The sequence below is a fragment of the Streptomyces sp. CA-142005 genome (genome assembly GCF_050942335.1).
Lineage (GTDB): Bacteria > Actinomycetota > Actinomycetes > Streptomycetales > Streptomycetaceae > Streptomyces.
The window spans coordinates 166,705-190,448 of record NZ_CP192078.1 but is presented as its reverse complement, the minus strand read 5'-3'; the positions used below and the strand labels follow the sequence as shown (position 1 = coordinate 190,448).

Annotated in this window: 20 protein-coding genes and 3 pseudogenes; 11 read left to right on the top strand and 12 right to left on the bottom strand. The window is 67.3% G+C overall.

Going from position 1 to position 23,744, the window contains the following annotated elements; translation table 11 throughout:
* Positions 1–330 precede the first annotated feature (330 nt).
* The gene (locus ACQPXS_RS00960; protein ID WP_433445994.1) at positions 331–2,100 is read left to right on the top strand and encodes a hypothetical protein; all 1,770 of its coding nucleotides are present in this window, start codon (positions 331–333) and stop codon (positions 2,098–2,100) included.
* A gap of 362 nt (positions 2,101–2,462) precedes the next feature.
* Here ACQPXS_RS00960 and ACQPXS_RS00955 read toward each other — a convergent pair whose 3' ends face one another.
* Positions 2,463–2,852, bottom strand: a complete 390-nt coding sequence (locus tag ACQPXS_RS00955; RefSeq protein WP_433445992.1) for an effector-associated constant component EACC1 — start codon at positions 2,850–2,852, stop codon at positions 2,463–2,465.
* 100 nt (positions 2,853–2,952) lie between these two features.
* Here ACQPXS_RS00955 and ACQPXS_RS00950 point away from each other — a divergent pair, with 100 nt between their 5' ends.
* A complete protein-coding gene (locus ACQPXS_RS00950; RefSeq protein ID WP_433445990.1) occupies positions 2,953–4,593 on the top strand; it encodes a caspase family protein in 1,641 nt (546 codons plus the stop codon).
* 19 nt (positions 4,594–4,612) lie between these two features.
* Here ACQPXS_RS00950 and ACQPXS_RS00945 read toward each other — a convergent pair.
* Positions 4,613–5,616 (bottom strand): annotated as a pseudogene (locus ACQPXS_RS00945) (IS5 family transposase).
* A 145-nt stretch (positions 5,617–5,761) separates the two neighbouring features.
* Here ACQPXS_RS00945 and ACQPXS_RS00940 point away from each other — a divergent pair.
* The 3 genes from ACQPXS_RS00940 (at position 5,762) to ACQPXS_RS00930 (ending at position 8,854) form a co-directional block, all read left to right on the top strand.
* Positions 5,762–7,342 (top strand): IS1182 family transposase, encoded by a 1,581-nt coding sequence (locus tag ACQPXS_RS00940; RefSeq protein WP_433455642.1) that lies wholly within the window; start codon positions 5,762–5,764, stop codon positions 7,340–7,342.
* Between the two features lie 288 nt (positions 7,343–7,630).
* Entirely contained in the window at positions 7,631–7,825 is a 195-nt protein-coding gene (locus ACQPXS_RS00935; protein ID WP_433445988.1) for a hypothetical protein, read from the top strand.
* Between the two features lie 279 nt (positions 7,826–8,104).
* Positions 8,105–8,854: a hypothetical protein gene (locus ACQPXS_RS00930; RefSeq protein ID WP_433445986.1), complete on the top strand. Its 750-nt coding sequence runs from the start codon at positions 8,105–8,107 to the stop codon at positions 8,852–8,854.
* A 672-nt stretch (positions 8,855–9,526) separates the two neighbouring features.
* On the opposite strand, the pseudogene ACQPXS_RS00925 reads toward ACQPXS_RS00930, so the two are convergent.
* Positions 9,527–9,658, bottom strand: a pseudogene (locus ACQPXS_RS00925) (hypothetical protein); the annotation flags it as partial.
* A gap of 6 nt (positions 9,659–9,664) precedes the next feature.
* Between ACQPXS_RS00925 and ACQPXS_RS00920 the strand changes: the two are divergent.
* Both ACQPXS_RS00920 and ACQPXS_RS00915 read left to right on the top strand, forming a co-directional pair.
* Complete coding sequence (locus ACQPXS_RS00920; RefSeq protein WP_433455640.1) at positions 9,665–10,057, top strand: RNA polymerase sigma factor; 393 nt, start codon at positions 9,665–9,667, stop codon at positions 10,055–10,057.
* Positions 10,058–10,062: 5 nt separating this feature from the next.
* Entirely contained in the window at positions 10,063–10,263 is a 201-nt protein-coding gene (locus tag ACQPXS_RS00915; protein WP_433445984.1) for an anti-sigma factor family protein, read from the top strand.
* Between the two features lie 54 nt (positions 10,264–10,317).
* Here the strand turns inward: ACQPXS_RS00915 and ACQPXS_RS00910 are convergent, their stop codons facing one another.
* The 3 genes from ACQPXS_RS00910 to ACQPXS_RS00900 form a co-directional block, all read right to left on the bottom strand.
* Positions 10,318–10,581: an SCO0607 family lipoprotein gene (locus tag ACQPXS_RS00910; RefSeq protein ID WP_433445982.1), complete on the bottom strand. Its 264-nt coding sequence runs from the start codon at positions 10,579–10,581 to the stop codon at positions 10,318–10,320.
* 645 nt (positions 10,582–11,226) lie between these two features.
* Positions 11,227–11,493, bottom strand: a complete 267-nt coding sequence (locus tag ACQPXS_RS00905; RefSeq protein WP_433445980.1) for a DUF3592 domain-containing protein — start codon at positions 11,491–11,493, stop codon at positions 11,227–11,229.
* A gap of 406 nt (positions 11,494–11,899) precedes the next feature.
* Positions 11,900–12,577, bottom strand: coding sequence for a hypothetical protein (locus tag ACQPXS_RS00900; RefSeq protein WP_433445978.1), 678 nt, complete (start codon positions 12,575–12,577; stop codon positions 11,900–11,902).
* Between the two features lie 255 nt (positions 12,578–12,832).
* On the opposite strand from ACQPXS_RS00900, the pseudogene ACQPXS_RS00895 reads away from it, so the two are divergent.
* The 3 genes and pseudogenes from ACQPXS_RS00895 to ACQPXS_RS00885 all read left to right on the top strand — a co-directional run bounded on the left by ACQPXS_RS00895 (position 12,833) and on the right by ACQPXS_RS00885 (position 15,466).
* Positions 12,833–13,705: pseudogene (locus tag ACQPXS_RS00895) on the top strand (IS5 family transposase).
* A 131-nt stretch (positions 13,706–13,836) separates the two neighbouring features.
* Positions 13,837–14,466, top strand: coding sequence for a class I SAM-dependent methyltransferase (locus tag ACQPXS_RS00890; protein WP_433445976.1), 630 nt, complete (start codon positions 13,837–13,839; stop codon positions 14,464–14,466).
* Between the two features lie 103 nt (positions 14,467–14,569).
* The gene (locus tag ACQPXS_RS00885; RefSeq protein ID WP_433445974.1) at positions 14,570–15,466 is read left to right on the top strand and encodes an aminoglycoside phosphotransferase family protein; all 897 of its coding nucleotides are present in this window, start codon (positions 14,570–14,572) and stop codon (positions 15,464–15,466) included.
* Positions 15,467–15,816: 350 nt separating this feature from the next.
* Here ACQPXS_RS00885 and ACQPXS_RS00880 read toward each other — a convergent pair whose 3' ends face one another.
* Together ACQPXS_RS00880 and ACQPXS_RS00875 are read right to left on the bottom strand one after the other, a co-directional pair.
* Positions 15,817–16,704, bottom strand: a complete 888-nt coding sequence (locus tag ACQPXS_RS00880) for an MBL fold metallo-hydrolase (protein WP_433445972.1) — start codon at positions 16,702–16,704, stop codon at positions 15,817–15,819.
* Positions 16,705–17,096: 392 nt separating this feature from the next.
* A complete protein-coding gene (locus ACQPXS_RS00875) occupies positions 17,097–18,482 on the bottom strand; it encodes an FAD-dependent oxidoreductase (protein WP_433445970.1) in 1,386 nt (461 codons plus the stop codon).
* Positions 18,483–18,555: 73 nt separating this feature from the next.
* Here ACQPXS_RS00875 and ACQPXS_RS00870 point away from each other — a divergent pair, with 73 nt between their 5' ends.
* The gene (locus ACQPXS_RS00870; protein WP_433445968.1) at positions 18,556–19,494 is read left to right on the top strand and encodes a cupin domain-containing protein; all 939 of its coding nucleotides are present in this window, start codon (positions 18,556–18,558) and stop codon (positions 19,492–19,494) included.
* A 389-nt stretch (positions 19,495–19,883) separates the two neighbouring features.
* Here ACQPXS_RS00870 and ACQPXS_RS00865 read toward each other — a convergent pair whose 3' ends face one another.
* From ACQPXS_RS00865 to ACQPXS_RS00850, 4 genes are all read right to left on the bottom strand, one after another.
* Positions 19,884–21,272 (bottom strand): mercuric reductase, encoded by a 1,389-nt coding sequence (locus ACQPXS_RS00865; RefSeq protein WP_433445966.1) that lies wholly within the window; start codon positions 21,270–21,272, stop codon positions 19,884–19,886.
* Positions 21,273–21,381: 109 nt separating this feature from the next.
* On the bottom strand, positions 21,382–22,308 hold the full coding sequence (locus ACQPXS_RS00860) for a TDT family transporter (RefSeq protein WP_433445964.1): 927 nt from the start codon (positions 22,306–22,308) through the stop codon (positions 21,382–21,384).
* A gap of 13 nt (positions 22,309–22,321) precedes the next feature.
* Entirely contained in the window at positions 22,322–22,903 is a 582-nt protein-coding gene (locus tag ACQPXS_RS00855; protein ID WP_433445962.1) for an ATP-binding protein, read from the bottom strand.
* A gap of 193 nt (positions 22,904–23,096) precedes the next feature.
* Positions 23,097–23,645, bottom strand: coding sequence for a carboxymuconolactone decarboxylase family protein (locus ACQPXS_RS00850; protein ID WP_433445960.1), 549 nt, complete (start codon positions 23,643–23,645; stop codon positions 23,097–23,099).
* Positions 23,646–23,744: the final 99 nt, after the last annotated feature.

Genomic DNA, 23,744 nt, shown 5'->3' with positions numbered 1-23,744 from the left:
AATACGAGGCGCCTGGAGCTGTTATTGCCGGGGTGGTGGTACGGCGGCACCCGGGAGCACGTCCTGGGACGGGTGGGGCATCCCTTCACCTCGTTCCTGGGCGCGGAGCACGTGCAGCGGTTCGGGCTGCAGACGCAGTGGGCTTGAGCCAACGTCAGCCCCCCAGGCCCCCAGGGTGTGGCTACGGCCGGGACCATTGACCATGCAGGCCAGACGACGGCGTTTCCCATTCTGAAACGATCAGTGAACCGCAGGGCGTCGAGCCGTAGACTTCGGCAGTGAACGCCGACGACGTCTGGCCGTTGCGCGTCCTCGCGGGGAGGAGATCGCATGCAGGACCCTTCGGACTCGACGGAGATCGCCGAGCCTGAGGAGAACGGCCAGAGCAATACCGCCGACTCACCTGTGGTGGACGATCCGACACCCGACTCGGACATCGGCTCAACGACACCATCGACGGTCCTGGCGGAGGTGCTCCCAGGGGTCGCTGTCGTCTTCGGTGAGGTCCCGGCGGAACTCAAGCCCGATCTCCTCGACTTCGGGCTCGTGCCAGCGGCCGACCGCAGGCGCATCTCCACGGTCCTCGCCTCGGTCGGGAACGCGGCGACCGTGGCCGGCCACCTCAAAAACGCATTCGCCGGCGCGCAGGGGCTCTACAGGATCAGCGACGCGACACAGGCTCTACTGCGGGCCGGCGCGACGCTCGCCGTCAAGGACGGCGCGAACCTCGGAACGGTGATCTCCTCCAGTCGCTTCATCGCTCAGGCACGCTTCATCCCCGTGGCTGAGGTGAGCGCGGTGCAGAGCGCGGCTTCCCTCGGGCCGACGCTGGCCATGATCGGCCTTCAGATGCAGTTGAGCGAGGTCACGGGCCTTGTCAGGACCAACATCGCGCTGACAAGCCAGGTACTGACCACCATCCGCAACGAGCAGTGGGCCGAACTGACGAGCCTCGTCGCCACCGTCGATCGCGCCGTCGACCACGCCCGAGAGGTCGAATCGGTCCCCACCACCTTGTGGCACAAGGTCGCGGACAAGGAGGCGGACCTGGGCAAGCAGCTGGAGCTGTACCGCCTCAACGTCCGCGGCCACATCGGGAAGATCCATGAGCTCGACCTACGTGGCCGCCGTGAGTATCTCCAGACGAACGCCGCGGCGATCTTCTTCGACGCCAACGCCCTGTTGTCTTCCCTCAAGGCATGGACCGGATACCAGGCGCTCCACGCCGCGCGGGCGCGCGCCGCTGGACCCGACGACGCCGGCGAGGCGCGGCTCGTCGACATCATTGCGCGCGACACTCGCGCAGAGCTCGACTCCGCTCTCGCCGAGACGACGAGCCTCGTCGACTCCCTCACGCGGGAGCTACGCATCATCGCCGAGCTGCCCGGACGCGACACGCTGCCGCTGTCGGGGAAGCGGAGGGACTCCAACGCAGCCCGCCACATCTCCGCCCGTCTTCTGGAGGCGATCGAGCCTCTTGCCGACGCTCTCCATCCGCCGGCCCCTCAACTCGAGGCTCCGGGCGTCGTCTGCGCACCCAAATCGCTGGCTCCCGAGCCTTACCTTCGCATCCTGCGATGGTTCCTCGAGGACGGTGAGACCCTGCGTGTCCTCGGCTTCTCCGACCAGCTCGATGCCCCCGATCCCCTTTCCGCGATCCTCGGCGGAGCGAAGGAGATGTTGGCGGCAGCGAGGGACAAGGCCCCGGCCAAGACACTGATCGCCCTCACCGATCGCCGCATCATCACGGCCAAGACGAACGCCTTCCTTGAGCAAGGCGAGATCGGTCAAGTCATCCCGATCGACCAGGTGCGATACGTCCGAGCAGCAACCACACAGGGCAAAAACGCGCGCTCGGCGATCGACCTCATCACGCGCGACGAGAACATCCGGTGGCACTTCCACGCTGACATCCACAACTCCCAAGTGGACGCGCTCGCCGCCGTGCTTGCCGAGTCGATGACGATCCCGGACAGCGAACGCGATGCGCTTCAACGGCGGCGCTACACCCCCAGCGAGGCGGGAGAGAAGGGCGAGAGCACGGGCACGAGGTCTACGGAATCGACTGGATCCGAGGCCACGACCTGCGCTGCCGAGTAGGCCTCGAGTCAATTGACGAGGGGCCGCCCCGGCCGCACGGACCGAGCCCGGTCACGTACGGCGGTAGGCATGGGTGCCAGATGCAGGCACGTTCAATGGAGCGAGTGAGCAGCTTTCCCGCGTGATCGACGCTCACTCGCTCCACATGGGCACAGGTGTGCGGCCGACTGGCGCGGACATCGACGCCACCTCGCGGATCACGTCCGCACCGGCAAGCCCCCGTAACGCCCGCTCATCGGCAGATGAGTGCGTGGTCCGCCGGGACTTCCTGCTGCCCAACCGTTGAGCGACAAGGGAGTTAAGTGTGGACCGGGGATTGCTGCTGAAGCGAGGGCCGAGATCGCGGCTGGGCGGTTCCGGCCTCAGTCGGCCGTCTGCCCGCTCCCGTCCCCGGCCGTCGACCCCTGCGCCGTCGCGCCTTCGATCGCCGCCTTGACGGTCTCCTCCAGGAGGCCGAGTGAGATCTTCTCGCCGGATCCACGCACGGTGAACGGCTGCTCGCCGGGCTTCGTGACGGTCAGTTCGACGGAGCGCTTCTGATCTCGTTCCAGCCAGAGCTTGATCAGGTTGATGACGCCGTTTCCGGCACCGCGTGTGCTCAGGATGAGAACCAGTTCCGTCAATGCGCCCTTCTGCCCGGCCAGAGGTGTGGCGCGTTCTTCGGTGACCAGTCCCGCGACGGCGTCCGCATCCTCCATGAACTCTTCGTACGCGTACTGGGCCAACGGGTGGTCGGGATCGATGCCGGCCACTCCGAGTCGCACCGCAACTTCCGTTCGCTGCATCAATGTTCCTCGTCCCCCTCGCAAGGCGCGTACCCTGAGCCCGATCATAGGGCGCGGAGGGGGTGTCATGTATCGGGCTCTGCTGATCTGTAACTCGGTGTATCCGTCCGAGCCAGTGCAACTGCCGAAGCTGCTCGGGCCGGTACGCGATGGCCTGACCATGTGGTCCGCGCTCACCGATACGGAGAAGGGCGGTCTCTTCGAACCGGAAAACGTGGAAGTCCTCTTCGAATGTGACAAGGACGAGATCCTGAAGACGGCCAACCGGTTCTTCCAGGACTGCGATTCGGACGACGTGCTGCTGTTCTACTACAGCGGCCACGGAAAGCCGGGCAGGTCGAATCTCCATCTCTGCGCCCGCGACACGACCATCAATCTCTTGCCCTCCTCCAGCGTCTCCGGCAATGAACTCAAGGGCTACATGGAGACAAGTCCGGCGCAGAGCGTCATCGTGATCCTGGACTGTTGTCATGCAGGTGCCTTCAAGGGCGAGCCTCCGCAGATCTCGCCGGCGCCCCTAGCCGGCAAGGGGCGTTTCGTCATGACGGCCTCGGGCCCCGCACAGAAGGCGGCCGACGCGACGGAGGCAGGCCACCCGAGCCCCTTCACACGCGCTCTGGTCGAGGCATTGCGTCACGCCGAGCCACGGTCCGCTCAGGAGACGACACTCGTCGTGGACGACGTGTACAACTACGCGGTCAGGGCACTGCCGAAGGAGCTTCCGCAGCCGCAGCGCCGAGTCAACGGAGCAGGGGACGCAGTCATCGCGAAGAGACCGGACCGGGCGCCGCAGGACAGGGAGAGCGCCGTCGGCCCGTCCGGCAGCGCGGCGCCCGAAGCCATATGGCAGGAACCGGTCGCAGCGGCGAATCTCCCCGCCACGTGGCTGGAAGGCCAGGGGTTCGCTGGCGCCGCCCGCCGGCGCGCCGATCCCTCGCTCGGAGATCGCCTTTCCTGGAGGGTGTTACTGCTGTCCAATCTTCTGTCGGGGTTGTTCTCCTGTCTGGCCTGGCTGGCGTGGAAGCATGACGTCAAGTTGGGATACGAAAGCTATTCCAGAGAGACAGAACTCTTCTTTCTGGGCTGCGGATCTCTGGCTACTCTGTCGACACTCTGCTGTTTTCTCGACTCGCTCGCGGCGAGGGATTCGGGGACGGCCCGCGGCGTGCGGATCTTGCGTTTGGGAACGGCTCTTCTATTTGGTGTTCTGTGGTTGTACTCTGTGGTCAGTCTCGGTCTGAACTCTTCGGAACAGGCCCTTTTGCAGAGTTCGATGGTGTTCTTCTGCATAGCTGCGGTGATGGAGGAACGGCACGACTCACGGTTTCTGGCCGGAGCGGCGGTGGCTTTCGCGGGTGTGCTCGTCCCGGCTGAGAACGGGGGTTACGACGGGGTCGACATGAGTGTCGTGATCCAGGCGCTGGTCAGTGCCGGCATGGTGGCCATGTGGTACTTCGGGGCCCCGGAGCGGTACTTCGCCGGCGCGGCGGCCGTCAACCTCGCGCCCGGCGCGGCGACTCTGCTTATCCACGGTTTTCTCCCGGGCGTCAGCATGTACGGAACATCCCTGGCGTTGCTGAGTGCGGCACTCGGGGACGGGACCAGGCCCGCCGAAGGCTCGAGCTCCCTAGTGCACCGAGCGTGGCGCGTAGCCCAGGAGGCCATCGGGCGCCAGACGCGCACTCTTGGGCTGAGGCCGCGGCGCTAGGGCCTGTGTGATGTTGTGATCATCCAGTTGTCTTCAGGAGGTCGTTGATCCAGATCATCGACGCGCGGAGGTGGAGGCCGGCGAGGTAGCTCTCGGGCGTCTTGTCGTACCGAGTGGCGATACCCCGCCAGGCCTTCAACTTGTTGATGAGCCGCTCTACGGTGTTCCGCTCCTTGTAAAGATCGCCGTCGTGGCATGTGGGGCGGCCGCCCCGGCGGCCTTTCTTCTTCCGGTTGGCGGTCTGGTCCTTCTTCTCCGGGATGACTGCCTTGATGTTGCGTTTCCGCAGGTAAGAGCGGTTAGCGCGGGACGAGTAGGCCTTGTCGGCGGCGACAGCGTCGGGCCGGCTCCGGGGCCGACCAACGGGAAGACGGATGCGCACCTTCTGCAGCACGGGGACGAACTGCGGGCTATCGGCGGCCTGTCCTGCGGTCAGTACGAGGGACAGCGGACGGCACTTGCGGTCGGCGGCGAGATGGATCTTGCTCGTCAGTCCACCACGGGATCTGCCGAGCAGGGCCTGGGTCAAGCGGAGCTTGCGCCGCCGCCTGATCCGCCGTCGCTCTTCCTGCTCGGGGTCGTCCCTGCCGTCCTGTCCGTTCTGTTCTGGCGGGCCGCCCCTTTTTGCCGGGCCCGCTCCTGCTCGGCGGCGGCTTCCTCAAGGGCGTCCATGACGTCCTTGCCGATGCGCATCCCGGCCGCGTCGTGGTGAGCGCGGGCAGTGGTGGAGTCCACGCTGACCAGGGATAAGTCCGTCTCTCCCCGGCGGGCGGCCTCGGCGATCATGCCTTCCAGAAGAGCGGAGAAGACCCCGGCGTCCCGCCACACGCGAAAGCGCCCGTAAACGGTCGCCCACGGTCCGAACTCGGAGGGCATCTCGCGCCACTGAGCGCTGGACCGGAACCGCCAGATCACCCCCTCGAACTGCTCCCGCAGCCGCTCGGGGTACGGACCGTACTCGCCTATCGGCAGGTACGGCTCGATGAACTCCCACTGCTCGTCGGTGAGTTGCCTACGTGTCACACCCAGCGTCCTACCAGGTCCCGTCCCCACACGGGACGAGAACCCGAGATTGATCACGACCTCACACAGGCCCTAGAAGGCTCATGAAGATCTTGGGGTTCTGGCCCCGCCGCGTGAGCGGCGGGGCCAGACTCGTTTCGTGGTGATGGGGGAATGGGCCGGGGAGACGGTCGGGCCGGATGTGTGGGAGACGTGCCGGGAGTTGATCCCGGCCGGGAGTGTGTTCGCGTTCCTGGCCGAGCACCGTGGCGCGCTGTTTCCGGCTGAGATGTTCGCGGACATGTACCCGTCGGCGAACGGGCGGCCGAGCATGCCGCCGCAGATCCTGGCCGCGGCGGTCACGCTGCAGGCCCTGCACGGGCTGTCGGACTTCGAGACGGTCCAGGAACTGCGGTGTGACCTGCGGTGGAAGGCCGCCTGCGGGCTGGGTCTGCACGACATGGCGTTCGATGCGTCGCTGCTGGCCTACTTCCGCCGCCGCCTTTCCCGCTCGGTTCGGCCGAACCGCGTGTTCGAAGCCGTGCGCGAGGTCGTGAAGGCCACCGGTGTCCTCAAGGGCAAGCAGCGGCGGGCGCTGGACTCCACCGTGCTGGACGACGCGGTCGCCACCCAGGACACCGTCACTCAGCTCATCGCCGCCGTCCGTGCGGTGATCCGCGAGGTCCCCGGGGCCGGCGAGGTGGCCGCGGTCCAGTGCACTGCGCATGACTACACCGATCCCGGCAAGCCCCGTATCGCCTGGAACGACGAACAGGCCCGCGCCGCCCTCGTCGACGCTCTGGTCACCGACGCACTCAGGCTGCTGGGCCACCTGCCCGAGCAGGAACTGGGCGAGAAAGCGGCCAACGCGGTCGGCCTGCTGGCCCTGGTCGCCGGGCAGGATGTCGAGCCCGCCGAGGACTCCGACGGCCGCGACGGACGCTGGCGCATCACCCAGGGGACCGCGCCGGACCGGATGGTCTCCACCGTCGACCCTGAGTCCCGGCACATCCACAAGACCCGAACCCACCAGCAGGACGGATACAAAGCCCACCTGGCCATCGAGCCCGAGACCGGCTTATACACCGCCGTGGCTCTGCGGCCCGGCGCCGGAGCCGAGCACCACGAGGCCACCGTCGGCCTGGACCTGCTGGCCGACGAGGAGAGCCCGGTGGACGCCTTCGGTGACACCGCCTACTCCGCCGGCGACACGCGCCAAGCCCTCCGCCAGGCGGGGCACCGGCTGTTCTTCAAGCCCGCCCCGCTACGGCCCGCCGTCCCCGGCGGCTTCACTCTGGACGACTTCGCCATCAACACCACCGCCGCCCTCGTGACCTGCCCCGCCGGGCACACGGTCCCCCTGTCGGACCCCGGCGGACAGCACCACCAGCGCAAGGCCGCCTTCAAGGACCTGTGCACCGGATGCCCGCTGCGTGAGCGGTGCACCAAGGCCAAGGCCGGCCGCATCCTGACCATCCGCCCCCACCACGACCTCCAGGCCGCAGCCCGCCACCAAGCCACCACCGATCCCGAATGGCAAGCCGACTACCGGCGCTGGCGACCACCGGTCGAACGAGCCGTCGCCTGGCTCGTCCAGCACGGCAACCGCCGCCTGCGCTACCGCGGAGCCATCGTCAACAACACCTGGCTCCACACCCGAGCCGCCGCCCTCAACCTCCGGCGACTGGTCAACCTCGGACTCACCCACACCGGCGGCAGCTGGCAACTCGCCCCGGCCACCGCATAGCGAACAGGGGCTGCCCGGCCTACGGCCGGACACCCCCCAACCAAGATCTTCATGAGCCTTCTAGGGGGCGCCGACCTGGACGGTCGGCCCTGCTGCGGGCCGCGCACCTGCGGTGCTGAGCCCCTGCGAGCCGCAGGGCAGGTTCCCGGTAGGCGGGCGTCCGGTCCCGGCGGCAGGCGGCGACGTCCAGGTGCCGCGCCGGTCGGGGTTGCGCCGCCCGGCAGCCGCCCGCGCAGCTGTGTAGCGGCTCACCGGCTGGGTGAAGGCAAACTGCGCACAGGGATGTTCGTGGCCGGCCGCATCGTGCCCGTCCATCCCGACACGGATGCCTGGCTGGTCAGCGGCAACCTCACCACCTACCCGCCCGGCGACGGACCGCAGCTGGCCCAGCTCGCCGTCCAGACGCTCACCGCCCATCCGCAGTTGCTGCGCCGCGACCTGGGCAGCGACGTCGGGATACAGGGACAGACGGTTGGTGACTGACGCCTGTCGGCCAGCGCAGAAGGGACAGCCGTTACCTGTGGCCGTGCGGTGGACCACAGGTGAAGCCCAGACATGATCGGGACGGTCTGCTGCAGGTGTGGGCGACAGGTTCGGTCACCTGGCCGTCCTCGCCCAACGGCTGCGCGACATTGTGTGAGGGAGATCACGTCGCGGTCGTCGCATCCCTTTGCTCTGCCCTCTAGTCCGATCATCGAACGGTCTTGTTAAAGGGGAAACAAAATGGGCAATCGCACCCTCCTGGCTACGGCAGTCCTGTGCGTGACGGCGGCACTGACACTCACCGCATGCGGAGACGACAAGAAGGCGGACGCCAAGGGGGCAGGGGACTCTGTCTCTGCCACGCCGTCGCCCCCGAAGGCGGTGGACCCGTTCAAGGGACTGACTCCGGCTCAGATCTCCGAGAAGGCCCGGGTGGCCATGACGAAGCTGGACTCGTTCAAGGTCAAGGGCGGCATGACCATCGACGGCGAGCACATGACCTTCGATTTCGCCGTGGCCGCGAAGGGCAACTGCCGCGGAACCTTCACCACCGGGGGTGCGTCCGCCGAAATCCGTCAGCTCGGTGGCGACACCTTCATGAAGGGCGATGAGAAGTTCTGGCAGCAGACGGGCAGCGAGGAGCACTCGTCGTCCAAGGAGACGGACGCCCTCACCGAGATGCTCAAGGGACGCTGGGTCAAGATGCCGGCGGGGGATGCGAAGGCGGACGACAAGTTCCCCTTCTGCGACATCGGCACGATGTTCGATGAGGACGAGAAGGAAAGCCACCTCACCCGGGGAGCGGACACCGAGGTCAACGGCACGCCCGCCGTGACGCTCACGGGGAAGGACGGCGCTGCGACGCAGACGCTCCTCGTATCCGCCAAGGGGCAGCCCTACGCGCTCAGGTTGGCAGCCGTGGGCGGCAAGGAGCCCGGTTCCTTTGATTTCACGGCGTTCAACGAGCCTGTGACGGTCACGCCCCCGCCGCCCGGCGAGGTCATCGACCCGGAGAAGCTCAAGGGCTGATACCTCGACCCGGAAGTCGGACAAGTGCCGGCCGGGCGGGAGCAACCCCCGGCCAGGTGTCACCCAGCTCGTCCTCGGGGTCTGATGCAGGTTCGGGCGACAGGTCAAGATGTCACCCGATCGTGCAGCAGACCCCCTACATCTCCGCTGATGGGGTCCCAGTAGTACTCGCCGAGAAAACAACGGAGTAGCCCCTGGCCTGGGGATACTCCCTGTCAGATGCCGTTGCCGAGGGCGTTGGCGCCGGTTGCGGCCAGGGCGGCGGCGGTCACCTTGACCGGGGTGATCCAGTCGGCGTAGGTGCGGTATGCCTTGCGCCCGGCCGGGGCCGCGCCGATATCGGCAAGGGCGGTGCACTGTTCCAGTGCGGTCTGGGTGGAGGGCGAGCGGGGCGGTGATGCGTACTGAGTAGCCCTGGCCGCGGCGGATGGTCCGCCCGCCGCGCAGGGCTTCGCGGACGGCGGTGTCCGGGGTGTCCTTGAGGTGTTCGGCGAGCCTGCCGGGTATGTCGATCATGTGCGGCTGCCCGGGATCGTGCGCCTGTTCCTGGTCCCCGACCTCGGTGTCGGTGGCCGGCGGGCTGGGGACTGCCGCAGCGTCGCGGGCGTTGGCGGCGTTGAGGACCCGGCGGATGGTCTTGGGCGAGACGCCATAGCCGCGGGCGAGCGCCTTGATGGCGGCGCCCTTGTAGTAGGCCCGGACCGCCTCGGCGGCCTGGGCGGTGCTGAGCGCGGCGGGGCGGCCCGGGGTCTTGCCCGCGGTCTCGCCGGCGGCGACGCCTTCCCTGGTGTTCTCCAAGATCATGTCGCGCTGGAATTCGAGGACTCCGGCGAGCATGGTGACGAAGAGCTTGGTCTGCGGGTCGTCGGCCGCGAGGTCGATCCTTTCCCCGGCCACTGGGCGCCGGGCCACGAGCCCCGCCCCTGGCCCGAGCCCGAGGACCACGTCCTGGCCGAGGAGATCGACCGGATCGTCACCGCGGCGCTGGCCGAACTGCCCCCGCGCAACCGGATCGTGGTGACCCTGCGCGACGTAGAGGGCTACGGATCCGACGAGGTCTGCGCCCTGCTGGACATCTCACCCGGCAACCAGCGGGTACTGCTGCACCGCGGGCGCGCCGCCATCCGCGGCAGACTGGAGCGGTACTTCTCCTCGGTCTCAGACAACACTGCCCCGACGGCGGGGAGAAACAGGCGACGATGACACAGATGAACTGCGATGAATTCGTCGAGCTGGCCACCGCCTTCCTCGACGGAGCACTCGAACCCGCAACCGAAGCCCGGTTCGTCGACCACATCGCCGCGTGCGACGGCTGCGATCTCTACCTCGACCAGATCCGACGGACCGTCCAAGAGCTCGGCGCACTCCCCCCGACAGCCTCTCCGACGAAGCCCAGCACCGGCTCCTGACCGCGTTCCGCACCTGGCGGCGGTGACCACGGGGGGAATGCGCCCTCCGGCCGGCTACGGCGCCTCGATGATCTTCCCGGACGAGTCCAGGGTGTGGGTGTTCCAGTAGCGATCCCACTTGTCGTCGACCTGCTTGGGCACCTTGCCCTCCGGGTAGGCCACGAACCCCTTCGGCGGCTCCATGCCCTCGGTGACGCACGCCGACCCGGTGCCGCCCACCGTCAGAACCGGGTACTCCCCGCTGGAGCAGACGTCCTCCTTGTACTCCAGGCCCGCACAGGCCCCGAGCCCCAAGGCGGTCATTACGCTCACGGCCACGGCAGCGACGACGCGGCGCGGACGCGGTGACCGCGCGGGCCGGGCAGAGCTCCAAGCGAAAAACATGGTCATCCCCATTCTTCGTCGACGGCCGTCGACGGCCGCCGCACCAGTCACCCCCCCACTGTGCCCGCCACGCGGTGCGCGGGCCTGAGTATCCGTACTCATCGGCCACAGACGCCCGTTGACGTTGCGCGGCCTGATATCGGCCGCCCCGTCCGTGGCGTTGTCGCACCCCCCGCGGCGGCCGACGCCGACTGCCCATCCTTCGGCTCGTCCTTCGCTCCGGAGGCGCCAGGGTCCTCACACCCCGCCTGCTGGCCCTCACAGGCGAATTCGCCCGCGCCTCACGGGCACACCACGCGCCACCGCCAACCCTGCACGAGCTTGTCGACCTCCAGCGGCCGATTCCTGGCCATCGGAGCAGATCACCAGCGTCATGTCCGGCTGCCCGGCCAAGTGAAACGCCGTGTAGCTGAAATCGACCGGACCGCGCCCGGAAGCCGCAGCCTCTCGCGTCCGCCGTGGCGGGCCTGTACATCGGCGTGCCCGCGGCGGCGAGCTGCCGAAGACGTTCATGCGCGGGCCGCGGGATGATACGTGCGCGGGGTGGACCTTGGGTGAGAACTGGGAGGGAGAACAAGCTCAGCGCGTGAGCACGACCCCAGCCACGACACCAAGGAAGATCATGCCTCCGGCGAACAGGCCGACGATCGGAGTCAGGCAGTACTTCCGGGTGAACACCCGCGCGCTCTTCGGACTGTTGGGCAGGTAGACAACCGGCAAACGGGTTCCGAGAGCCAGCCCCGTCCCCGTCGCGACGGGCGTGAATCTGACGGCTCGGCCCTGCCGGTCGGTGAACTCGATGACGGGCCTCGAATGATCGTCTCCGGGCTCATGTTCCTGGTCCACCACCACCCCTTGGGCGTGGGCGTGCACCCCGGAGCGGCTCAGTCGTATCTGCAGCAGTGCCTCTCGCGCACCGGCCCACAGACTTACCAGGCCCACTACTGAGGTTGTAGGCGCGTGTAGCGGGCAGTGCTCCGGCATGCAGTTGCCCATGCACTTGATCCGCTGCCACCTCAAAAGCCTGCGGTCCCGGTGGTGAATGAGTGCCCAAGAGGGTCCTAAGTGGTCGACGCTCGAAGTCCTTCGGGGGTTGACCCGGAGCCTGTGTTGCGCCTGGCGTCTGGTCAATGGTCCAGGGAGGGCGAGGGAGAGCCAGTAGGGACAGTTTTGACGGCACTGCGGTTGGGTCGGAATGATTGCCTCCTTGGAATTGGCTTTGGCTTCGTTCCGTGAGCGGTGGACTGAACGTTCAGACCTCTTCGTTCCGCAGCGGTGCGCTATGCCAGCGGTCAAAGGCTCGGCGATGGTGCACGGGCAATTCGGCGCGTCCGGTGGCCCAGAGCAGGGTGGGCCACCGGTCGGTGTCCCTGGGCGCTTCGGGGAACAGCCGGGCCAGGGCTCGGTCACACAGGTCGGCGGGTGGAGCCCAGGGCAGGGCGAGGCCAGCAGCCACGTCATGGGTGTGTACCAAGGTCTCCACCACCCCCATCGCGGCGAAGCCCTCCGGGTCCGACACCCCGTAGGCGTGGAAGGCGCGGACCTGCGGAGAAACCGTCCGAACCATGGCCGTCAGAAGTCCCCAGCCGGCCTCCAGTACTTGCAGTAGCCCCTCAGGGCCGACGGCACGGTCAACAAACACCACGTTCGGCGGCCCATTGGGCCGGTCACGCTGCCAGCGAAGTGGCACGAAGCTGTCCAACGGAGGACGGGCCGGTGCGAGTTGGACCGCGTAGGCGAAAAGCCCGTCAGCCATGTGTTCCAGGGTCTCCCAACAGTCCCACTCCAAGTCTCCGGCCCGGACACGCCAGTCCGCTGCGAGCGCGTCTGCCAGCGTCGCTACTGCCGTTCGCACGGCCTGCTCGACATCTGCCGCCGTGACGGGCCCGGGCGTCGATTCGGGTGCTGTCAGCGATCCGTCGTCGCCCATTATGTGATCTTGTGACATGGACTGACACTAAGAGGTCGTTTTCTCCCTTGGGGTGCACTTTCTCCTGCATCTTTCGAGGGTGCGGCATCGCGACGGTGGGTCTGGTGGAGTGGGTGCGGCGGAAGTGATCCACGGGGTGACGGCTGTGGCGGAGTGCGGCTTGCGCCTGTCTCATCCCAAGGTGCCCGTCACGTATTCGTGCTCCCGCGGCTCGCGCTGCACGCCTGGGCGCATGCCCTCATCGGCGGTACGTCCATGGACGAACGTCGTGCGTATCCGAGTGATCTCTCCGATGCGCGCTGGGAGTTGATCGAGCCGGTGTTGGGTGTGCCTGGCGGGCCGAGCGACACCGGTATGCGCTGAACATCGGACGCCCGCCCGAGCATGACCTGCGCGAGATCATGAACGCGATCCTGTACGTGGACCGCACTGGGGTGCAGTGGCGCTACCTGCCGCACGACTTCCCGCCCTGGGAAACCGTGTACGGCTACTTCGCCAAGTGGCAGAAGGACGGTATCTTCGCCCAGCTCACCGGCGTGCTGCGCAGGCTGTTACGGCAGAAGGAGGGCAAGGAAGCGGAGCCGTCCGCGTGCGTGATCGACGCACAGAGCGTGAAGACCTCCACCAGCGTCCCGGCCACCGACCAGGGCACGGATGCGGCGAAGAAGATCGTCGGCCGCAAGCGGAGCATCGTGACCGACACCCTGGGACTGCTCCTCGCGGTGCTGGTCACGGCGGCGAGCGTGCAGGACTCAGTCGCCGGCACCCACCTGGTCGACCAGGTTGCCGCGGCCCACCCCACCATCCGCAAGGTGTGGGTAGACGGCGGCTACCGCCAGCACCTCGTCGAGCACGCCGCCGCCCTCGGCATCGACATGGAAATCGTCCAACGCACCCCCGGGACCAGGGGATTTACTCCGCTGCCCAAGCGCTGGACCGTGGAGCGCACGTACGGATGGCTGAATGTTCCACCGCCGCCTGGCCCGTGACTACGAGACCCTGCCCGCCCGCTCCGAAGCCATGATCCACCTCGCCATGACCGATCTGATGGCTCGCCGCCTCACCGGCGAGGCCATCATCTCCTGGCGCGACCCGACACCACGGGATCAAACACTCATTCCGGGATGAAACATCGGGAGAAAACGACCTCTAAGGAGAGTGTCGCGTGATCAGGTGCCGGGACGATCAGCCCTGAGGGGAGGCGCCGTAATGGGGCCGGAGAACGGCTGCGAACGGTACGGGTGTTAGTTTTCCTTCCCGTGTTAAGACACCAGGACGAGACCAGGGCGGCCTACGACGGGGTCGTCGACTTGTACGCCTCGATGTTCAGCGATCAGTTGGAGACGCGGCCGTTCGCGCGGAACATGATCGGCACCTTCGCCGAGCTCGTGCGTGGCACGGGGAACCTGCGGGTAGCCGACGTCGGGTGCGGCCCCGGTCATCTGACGGCCATGCTGCATAACTTGGGGCTGGACGCCTTCGGGCTCGACCTCTCCCCGGCCATGGTCGACCACGCTCGGCGGGCCCATCCGGCGCTGCGGTTCGACGAAGCACGAATGGAAGCCCTGCCGGTCGAGGACGGCGCGCTCGGCGGAGTGCTGGCCCACTACTCGATGATCCACACCCCACCTGGAGAATTGCCCGCGCTGCTCGCCGAGCAAGTGCGTGTCCTGGCGCCAGGGGGCCTGCTCCTGGTGTCTCTCTTCGGGACCGAGGGACCGGAGCCGGTCCGCTTCGACCACAAGGTGACGCCCGCCTATAGCTGGCCGGCGGACCAGTTCGCCGAGCTGCTGGCCGCGGCCGGCCTCGTCACGTTCGCCCGGCTGCTCCACGACCCAGCGACAGAGCGGGGCTTTCTCGACACCCATTTGCTGGCCCGCCGCCCGTAGGCTGTGAGTCGGGGTGTAGATCGTCCGTGTGGATGAGGCTCGGCTACAGACGTTCCGGAGAGCGAGAGCCGCTCCGCCTGCGGCTTCGGTACTGTGACTTCGCATGACCAACACCGAGAGCGAGATCACCGCAGACCTGGTCCGCAACCTGCTGCAGGAGCAACATCCAGACCTTGCAGGACTGGCCATCCGCGAGGTGGCGGGCGGCTGGGGCAACCAAATGTGGCGCCTTGGAGACGAGTTGGCCGTGCGCATGCAGCGCATGGACCCCACCCCGGCGCTCCAGCTGAAGGAGCGGCGGTGGCTGCCCGTGCTGGCCCCGAGACTGCCGCTCCCGGTGCCGACTCCGGTGCGGTTCGGCGAACCGTCCGAGCGCTTTCCCAGGCACTGGACCGTGATGACGTGGGTTTCTGGCGAGCCACTGGACCATGTCTCGATCAGCCGCGGCGCCCACGCGGCCGACGCTTTGGCGGGTTTCCTCCGGGCACTGCACGTGGAGGCGCCCGCCGAGGCGCCGATCGCTACGGACCGCGGTGCCCATCCCAGGGACTGCACGGACGGCTTCGACCACTTCCTCCACGCCGTTGCTCTCGACGACCTCGCCGACGATGTCCGGGCCGTCTGGGACGACGCTGTCGCAGCGCCCGAGTGGGAGGGGCCACCGCTCTGGGTACATGGCGACCTTCATCCCGCGAACGTCGTGGTCTCGGGCGGAACGCTGTCGGGCATCGTCGACTTCGGTGACCTGTTCGCCGGCGATCCGGCATTGGACCTCGCCGCCGCATGGGTGTTGCTACCCGCGGGCATGGCCTCACGGTTCTTCGACACGTACGCGCGTGCAGACGAGGCGGCGATCCGGCGCGCCCGCGGGCTGGCCGCTATGAAGAGCCTCTTCCTGATGCTCATGGGGCAGAACGGAGATCGGGGCCTTCCCGGTGGCAAGCCGCACTGGGGACCCGTAGGCCGGGCGGCACTTGATCGTGTTCTGAAGGGCGTTTGACGCACGCTTCTTCGAACTTGTTCTCGATCTTGATTGAGCCAGGCGGCAGCCCACCTTCGTGGGTTCATCGATCACCACGTGTGGTGGGGATGCCCAGGTCCACGGCCGTAGGCTGCCCGTGGCCCCGATCGAGCTGGCGAGCTTCTCCTCGGCACCGGCCAGCCTGACCTGGAGACCTTCGACCTCGCCGAGCCAGCCTTCCGCCTCGGCTTCGGCGATTCGGGCGATCAAGTTGTCGCGGATCTCGGCAAGCCGCGCCCGTTGGGCTGGGTCAGATCGCAGGAGCGAACATCTCCTCGCCCCGCCGCCGGGCTGGAAAGGCATCAGTGCCGCAGTTATGCGCACGCTGTTCATTCCGTGTTCAGCACTGCGGGGATGTTTACCTGGAAGTGGATGAATTCGTACATGCTGTAGTCGCTGTATTCCTTCATCGCGAGCGCTTCGCGGGCCTGAGCGGCTGACAGTCCCTTGTCCCGGGCGTCCCGTGCCAGGCTGGTCAGCGTCTCGAGGTAGGTGATCGAGTGCAGGATGTCTGCACGGCGCATAGTCCGGCCGTGGCCCGGCACGATCAGTGTGTCATCGTCAAGGATGTCGTGCAGGCGCCGGTAGGTGACGAGCGCCTCGTCGGCCCGCCCCTCCAACAGCCACGGGAATGCCGGGGGCGGCGCCTGCAGCATGTTCCCGACGAAGACGATGTTGTCTTCGCGCATGCGGACGACCAGGTCGCCGTCGGTCTGGGCGTAGCCGATGTGCTCGATGTCCACATGCTTGCCTCCCAGATCTACGGAGCACGACCCGGAGACCGTAACGTCCGCTGAACGGGCTACCGCCTCTTCGATGCCGGCGTCCGCGCCGAGCAAGTCGATCATGAAGGCGCGGTCCTGCTCGAAGCGCTCGTCGATCACACGTTTGGTCGCCTCATGGTGGATGATCACCGTCTGTGTGGGAAAGGCGAAATTTCCGAAGCAATGATCACCGTGGAAACTGGTGTTGACCAAGAACCGAATGGGCAGCGCGGTCACTTTGCGCACCTCGCCGATGACCTGGGACGCCAAACGGCCGTTGCTCAGCGATTCGACCGCCAGCACTCCCGAATCACCCACGATGAACCCGGCGTTGGTCGCGGTGTGGTCGGTGTCGTCGACGTCTGTCGCCATGACTGCGTATACGCCGTCAGCGAGTTCGCGCGCGCGCATCTGGACATCGGCAAGTTCGAAAGGTCTGTTCTTCTGCTGCATGGTTCTTTCTGTTCTGGAAGACGGGAAGGCTGGTCGACCTCGTTCAGCGCCTGCGGCTTGAGGCATGCCTTCGTTCGCACGGGGGCTGAGCCGGACAACGGTCAGGAGCGCCCTGGTGCCTGGTGTGCGAGTAGGTGGGTGATTGAGGTGGCGAGCGCTGCGCCTGGCAGTCGGCGTCGTCGGCGTGCACGTCGTAGCCTTTCCTCGACGTATGCACGGGTGCCCTTCGTTCTTTGGGCCTGTCCTATTTGTCTCATGGTTGGACGGCAGTTGCATCCCGCTCCGACGCGGGCTTCCGTCGATGCCACGTGAAGGGCGTTGAGGCATGCGACCTGGGCGTGGTTGCACGCCGTGCCTGGGTAGATGCCCGTCGTGTGCGCTGCTGGGCAGGTTCAGGAGAGGACCTTGTCGAAGACCTCGTTGAGGGCTTCGGTCGAGCTCGGGTGGGTGTAGATCGCGTCGCGGAGCTGCGTGGCCGTGATGTTGTGCCGCATGGCCAGTGCGACGGTGTTGATGATCTCCTGCGCGTCGATGCTGAGCAGAGCGGCTCCGAGAATCAGGTCGGTGTCCGAGTCCACGATGAATTTCATGACGCCGCGGGTTTCCTCGACGGTGTAGGCGCGGGGCATGGCCACGATGTTTGCGACCTTCTCCCGCGAGACCTTGATGTTGAGTCCTTGCGCACGTGCCTGGCTCTCGGTCAGTCCCACTGTGGCGAGCGGGGGGGTGATGAACAGGGTGTGGGGCACTGCCCTGCGGTCGCCCGTGGTGCGCTTGCCTTCACCCAGGAGTTGGTCCAGGACGATGCGCGCGTCGTCCAGGGAGATGTAGGTGAACTGCTCGCCGCCGTTGACGTCGCCGAGTGCGTAGATGTGCGGTTGGCTGCTGCGCAGGTACTGGTCCACCTCGATCGCGCCGTTCGGCGCGGTCCGGACGCCGGCGGCGTCGAGCCGGAGGTGGTCCGTGGCGGGTCGGCGCCCGGTGGCGGGCAGCAGTGCGGAGGCCTCAGCGGTGTGTGTCCGCCCGTCCTTCTCGTATACAACCGTTGAGACGGCGCCGCTGTCGCGCACCTCGGTGACCTTCGCGGCGGTGATGACGCGGATGCCATCGCCGGTGAGGATCTCCTCGACGGACTGGGCGATGTCCTCGTCCTCCCGCGGCAGGAGCCGGCTGGCTGCTTCGAGGACCGTGACCTCGGTGCCGAAGTGCCGGTAGATGCCCGCGAACTCCAGGCCGAGGTATCCGCCTCCGAGGACGACGAGCCGCTCGGGCAGGTTCTGTGTGCGGGTGAGTTCCGTGCTGGAGACCAGGTGGGAGCTGCCCGCGAGGCCGGGAATCGGGGGGAGTACCGGCTCGGATCCGGTGTTGACCAGGATCGTGGGAGCGGTGACGGTGATGAGGTCCGGTCCCTCTCCGACGGAGACGGTGTGCGGATCGACGAACCGGGCCGTGCCGGTGATGACTGTCGCGGTGTCCTTACCGTTCAGAGCCTCGAAGTTGCCGGCGCGGAAGGCACTGGTCAGCGCGCGGACGCCGGCGATCGAGTGGGCGAAGAACTCCTGCGCGTCGTCCTTGAGGCGCTTGGTGTTCGCGTAGTGGACGAGCATTTTGGTCGGTACACAGCCGACGTTCGGGCAGGTCCCGCCGTACATGTTCTCGGACTGCTCGATCAGGACCACTCGGCGGCCGGCGTCGGCGAGCACACGGGCGGCGGTCTTGCCGCCCTTACCGAATCCGATGACCAGAATATCCGCGGTGAGTGCTGTGGTGATCTCCATGTGTCGAGTCTGCGGCGCGGCCGCTGGTGCAACTAGACTCGATCGTCTCGCTTTCCTGCCCGAAAGTCTCATCATGGACTCAGTCAGCCGACTGCTGCGCATGGCCCGCCTCGAGGCCGGCCTCGACAAGCGCTGCCTGCTCGGAGCCGGTACCAGGATGGACGTATCGGCATACGGGCAGCTGGAGGCGCCCTTCCACGTGCTGCTGGACGGCGCATGCCGACTGCAGGTGGGCACGGTCCTGCTCGACCTGCACCCCGGAGATGTGGTGATGATCCCGAGCGGCGCTCCGCACCGGGTGATCACTGACGGCGAAGCTGGCCCGACGGGGACGACGGAGACCGCTGGCGACGTGTTCGTGACCACGCGCAGCGAGCACGGCGGCACACCCGTCATCGACCTGTTCTGCGGGCACTACACCTTTGACGCTGGTGCGGGCTCGCTGCTGTTCGCAAGCCTGCCCGATCCGGTGCATGTCTCCTTCGGGCAGTCGGCCGAGAGCGACGAGGTGCTGCGCATGCTGGGCGCCCTGATGCGCGGTGAGGCGCGACGCGAGGGCGAGGGCACCGCGGCGATCCTCTCTGCTCTGTGCACCGTGCTGCTGGCGATGGTGCTGCGCACCTCGCGGGGCGACACCACGCAGGCCACCCTGTGGACCGCGGCGGCCGACGGCCGCATCGCGTCGGCCGTCGAGGGCATGCTGAACGAGCCAGGGGCCGACTGGACGATCGAACGGCTCAGCCGCGCGGCCGCCATGTCCCGTGCCACCTTCCTGCGCCACTTCACCCGGGACACGGGGACGACCGTGGGCGCCTTCCTTGCACGGGCGCGGCTGATGGCGGCAGCGGAACTGCTCACCACAACAGACGCAACCGTCGCGAGTGTCGCCGGGCAGGTCGGCTACTCCTCCGAGTCCGCGTTCTCACGGGCCTTCCGGGCGCATCTCGGCACGACACCCGCCCGCTTCCGGCGCGAGAGACCGCTGGCACCAGGAGCAACGAAGACCGGATGACCGTGGGTGGGGGCGGGGCGGGGCGGAGCAGGGCCGGTTGATGGTGGCCCAGCAGCCGACGTGCGGACGGACCGGGCAAGACTTTGTCGCAGAGATTGTTGGGTCGGACCCGGGCGCCCTGCCAGGATTGCTCCCGGTGGGTTTCCCCCGCCCGCCCGCCGAACCCTGCGGGTGCCGATAATTCATCCGCCCAGGTCTGAGCCCTGATGCCCACGCGCCGACCGTGTCCGCTGATCGCGCGCGCTCCCGCGTCTGCTGCCGCTGAGCAACCGGGACAAAGACATTGAGATCCTCGCCCTGTGTGCTACCACTCCGCCACTTGCCGCATATCCATCCATCCACCGTGCCTCGCGCACCACGACCCGGCAAACAGCCCTAACGGAGCACTACTAGGCGTCGAGCGTCGTGAAGAGGCTGTTGAGGCCCTCCGCCAGCAACGGGTGCGTGAAAATGGCGTTCGCCATGGCGGTGTACGGGAGCTTGCCCAGCATGGCGACCTGGATGATCGTCATGATCTCGCCGCCTTCGGCGCCGAGCACGGCGGCGCCGAGGATCTGCTGAGTGTGCGCGTCGATGACGGCCTTCATGAAGCCGCGTGTCTCCCCGGTCTCGAGGGCCCGGATGACGGCGCTCATGGGCAGTTTGGCGACGCGGACCGCGCGGTTCTGCTCCCTGGCTTGCCGCTCGGTCATGCCGACGCGGCCGAGCTGCGGGTCGATGAACACGGTGTACGGAACGATCCTGTCCCAAGTGCTCGCCTTCTCGCCGTTGAGCAGGTTGGCGTGCAGGATGCGGTAGTCGTCGTAGGACAGGTGGGTGAAGGCTGGGCCGCCCTTGACGTCCCCCATGGCGTAGACACCGGGGACGGAGGTTTCCAGGTGCTCATCGACCTCGATGAAGCCGTTGTCACTCAGCCGGATGCCGGCCGCTGCCGGAGTGAGCGTCTCCGTGTTGGGGATGCGGCCGATGGCCGACAGCAGGTGGGAGCCCTCGATCTGCCGTTCGCCGTCCGGCGTGTGAACGGTCAGCCGCATCCGCCCGCCGTCTGCTTCCTCCACCTTCTCCGGCGTCGCCGAAGTCAGGACCATGATCCCGTCATCGCGCAAGATGGCGGCGACCTCGTCGGAGACGTCGTCGTCCTCCCGCGTCAAAAGGCGCGGGCCGGTCTGGACGATGGTGACTTCGCTGCCGAACCTGCGGAACATCTGTCCGAACTCCAGGCCGATGTAGCCTCCGCCGAGGATGATCAGGTGCTCGGGGAGCGTGCTCAGCTCCATGATCGACGTCGAGTCCAGGACGGGGACGTTCTGTGCGCCGCTGATCGTCAGGGGCTTGGGCCTGGTGCCCGTGTCGATGACGATCAGCGGCGCGCCGATCTCCCGTGTCCCGCCGTCCCTCAGGGCGATCTCGACGGTCTTCGGCCCCGTGAAGCGGCACTCGCCTTCGATCACGTCGAGCCCTTCCGTCGCCAGGCGGCTCGCGTAGTTCTCCCGCGCGCCCGCGACCATCGCCCGTTTGCGCTCTAGTACGGCGGCGAGGTCGACCGACACCGGACCGGTCCGTACGCCGTACTCCGCGCCGCGCCGTGCCTGGTGGGCGACGCGTGCGCTGGCGACCATCGTCTTGGTCGGGGTGCATCCGATGTTCACGCAGACGCCGCCGAGGTGGTCGCGCTCGACGAGCGCCACCTTCTTGCCCGCCTTCGCCAGATCGAGGGGGAGGAACCGCCCACCCTGGCTGGTCCCGATCACGATCACGTCATAGCTCGCCTCTGCCACAGCGAGATAGTAACCCTGTGCGTTCCTGTGTGCACCGAGCGTGCACACGTGGGCGTGGGTGTGTATTCCGCGGGGCCTGCTCGGCTACTTGTGGGCCGGCGGGGAGCGGTTACTGGGGCAGGAACATGCCGCGCCTCAGCGCAAGCACGGTCCGACCGGCCAGCAACGCCATCGCGGCCGTCACCAGGATCGCCAGTAGCCAGGTCAGCTCATGGCGGCCGCGTACCTGCTCTGCCATCAGCCAGCGAATTCCGAGACCGGCTGCCGTCGTGTACGAGAACGCGAACGCCCAGTAGCCGGGGCCGAAGGGGGCTCGACGGTAGAGGGGAATCAACGTGAACTGCACGAGCACCATGAACACGGCGTGCCCCGTCAGCCCGGCAGCAAGAGCATCGACTCTATCGCCGTTGAGCGTGAGCCATGCATTGCCGGCGACAACAGGCGGAGCAACCTCGATGGCCAGGGCGGGCAACAGCGCATCGGGCAGCGCCGGCTGTGTCACCAAACGCAGCAGCACGATCGAACCGATCAGCACCCAGCACAGGACGCCGTAGCCGAACATGACCAACGACAAGCTCCGGTGACCGAGGCTTGCACTGGCGCCCGCAGCGAGCAGGCCACCGGTCACCGTGGGCAGCACATACCCGGGGTGCCATTGGGCCAGATGCATGTCGTTCGTGATCCACTGCCCGGTGATCCAGCTGCCGAAGCCGAGCGTCAGGACCAGACCGGCCAGGAACACGCTCTCGCCAAGCGGTCGTTGGTAGCGGGCCAAGGCCACGCCGAGCAGCATCGGGACGATGGCGGCCAGCGAGACGAAGGGACCCTGAACGGGGTGGCCGAGTTCGGCTCGCCACACGTGCCGGGCCACCACGCGCTGGGCATAGGCGACCACGCTGACCAGCCACACCACCGCCGTCACCAGCCACAAGGCAACACCCGGCCACTGGGCCGTCTCACCCAGCTCGTGGACGGTGGTCCACATCTGAGCCAGGCCCGCGAGGCCGAAACAGATGCCGAACAGGTTGGCGGGCAAAGCCCGCTGGACTTCAGCCGCCTGCGGCTGACGTGGTCGTGCCGACACCGTCGTCCCGTCCGCTCAATGTGCTGCCAGGACCGCAAACTGGCCGTTGGATAAATTCGTGACCGTCAGGTCGTCCATTACCCGGTCCTTCTCGTCCTGGCTGGGGCCGAACGAGCGAACCCGCGGGCGTGCGGCAGGAGTGGTCGCCGGAAGACCTATTGGCGAGCTGGACGCCAGTGTCGGAGAGAGGGGTTACTCGCATCCAGGCGTAGGCCAGGCATCGGCGTTCGCTCTCGTGGAATTCGACCCGGTCTGCCAGGTGCTCGATGATTCCCACGCCGCGCCCGTGCTCGTCGGCATCAAGACGGGAGTCGGGGTGGGGGGCGCGCGGTCCGGTGTCGGCAACGGCGATGCGCAGGGTTGCGCCGTTCAGGGTCAACAGCAGTGTCATGTCCGTGCGGCCATGCTGGACCGCGTTGACGACCAGCTCGTCGACGATGAGCACGGCCGCCTCCCGTTCCTCCTCGCCGATGTGCCAGAGGCGGAGCAGACTGTTGGTGAAGCGGCGGACGCTGCAGACAAGAGCCGCCTGAGCGGAAAGTGTCATTCCCGCAGACTCCGGCGCCTTCCCAGAGCGGCCGTCCACGACTGTTGCGTTTTCCGGAAGACGAGGCACGGTGCCTTGGCTCCGCATGAGGCGCCTCCTTGCGGCAGCTCCCGAACTGCCTTGGTGAGCCATGTGGGCGTGCGGGTCGCCGCTGCTGGCAAGACAATGCATGGCGACCCGCACGGCTGGGGCGTCAGGCCTGCTGGTGCGGCGTGACGAGGGGGAATTCGTTGTCGGTGTCGGCAACGATGTTGAAGTAGTTCGTCAGGATGTTGAGGGCGAGGTTGCCGATGACCTCCGCGATCTCGGCGTCGGTGACGCCTGCGGCCCGAGCGCTCTTGAGTGCGGTCTCGTCGAGGGTGCCGCGAGCGCGGGCGATGGCGTCGAAGAGGCTGAGCAGGGCTGCCGCGTGGGGGTCGCTGGACTCGGCACGCCGGGCGCGCTCTATCTCGTCAGGGTTGAGCTTGGTGACGTTCTTGCCCAGGAACGTGTGGGCGGACAGGCAGTAGCTGCAGCGGTTGTACTCGGCGGAGGCCAGTGCGAGGCGTTCTCGGACGGCGGGGGGCAGCACTCCGCCGGCGAGTGCGTCAGACAGGCCCATCCACCCCTTGAGCAGGGCAGGGCTGTTCGCCATCACCTTCGCCATGTTCGGAACCGAGCCGATGTTCTTCTTGAGCTCGGCGAGCAGGGTGGCGGCCTCGCCGGTGGCCTCGGCGGGGTTGATCTGGGGCAGCGTCGACATTGCGGTCTCCTTCTTACACCTAGACATCCAGACTAATGGTTGGATGCCGCTGTTACCATTAGGAGCATGGCACGCCATTCCCGGGCCGTCAAATGGATG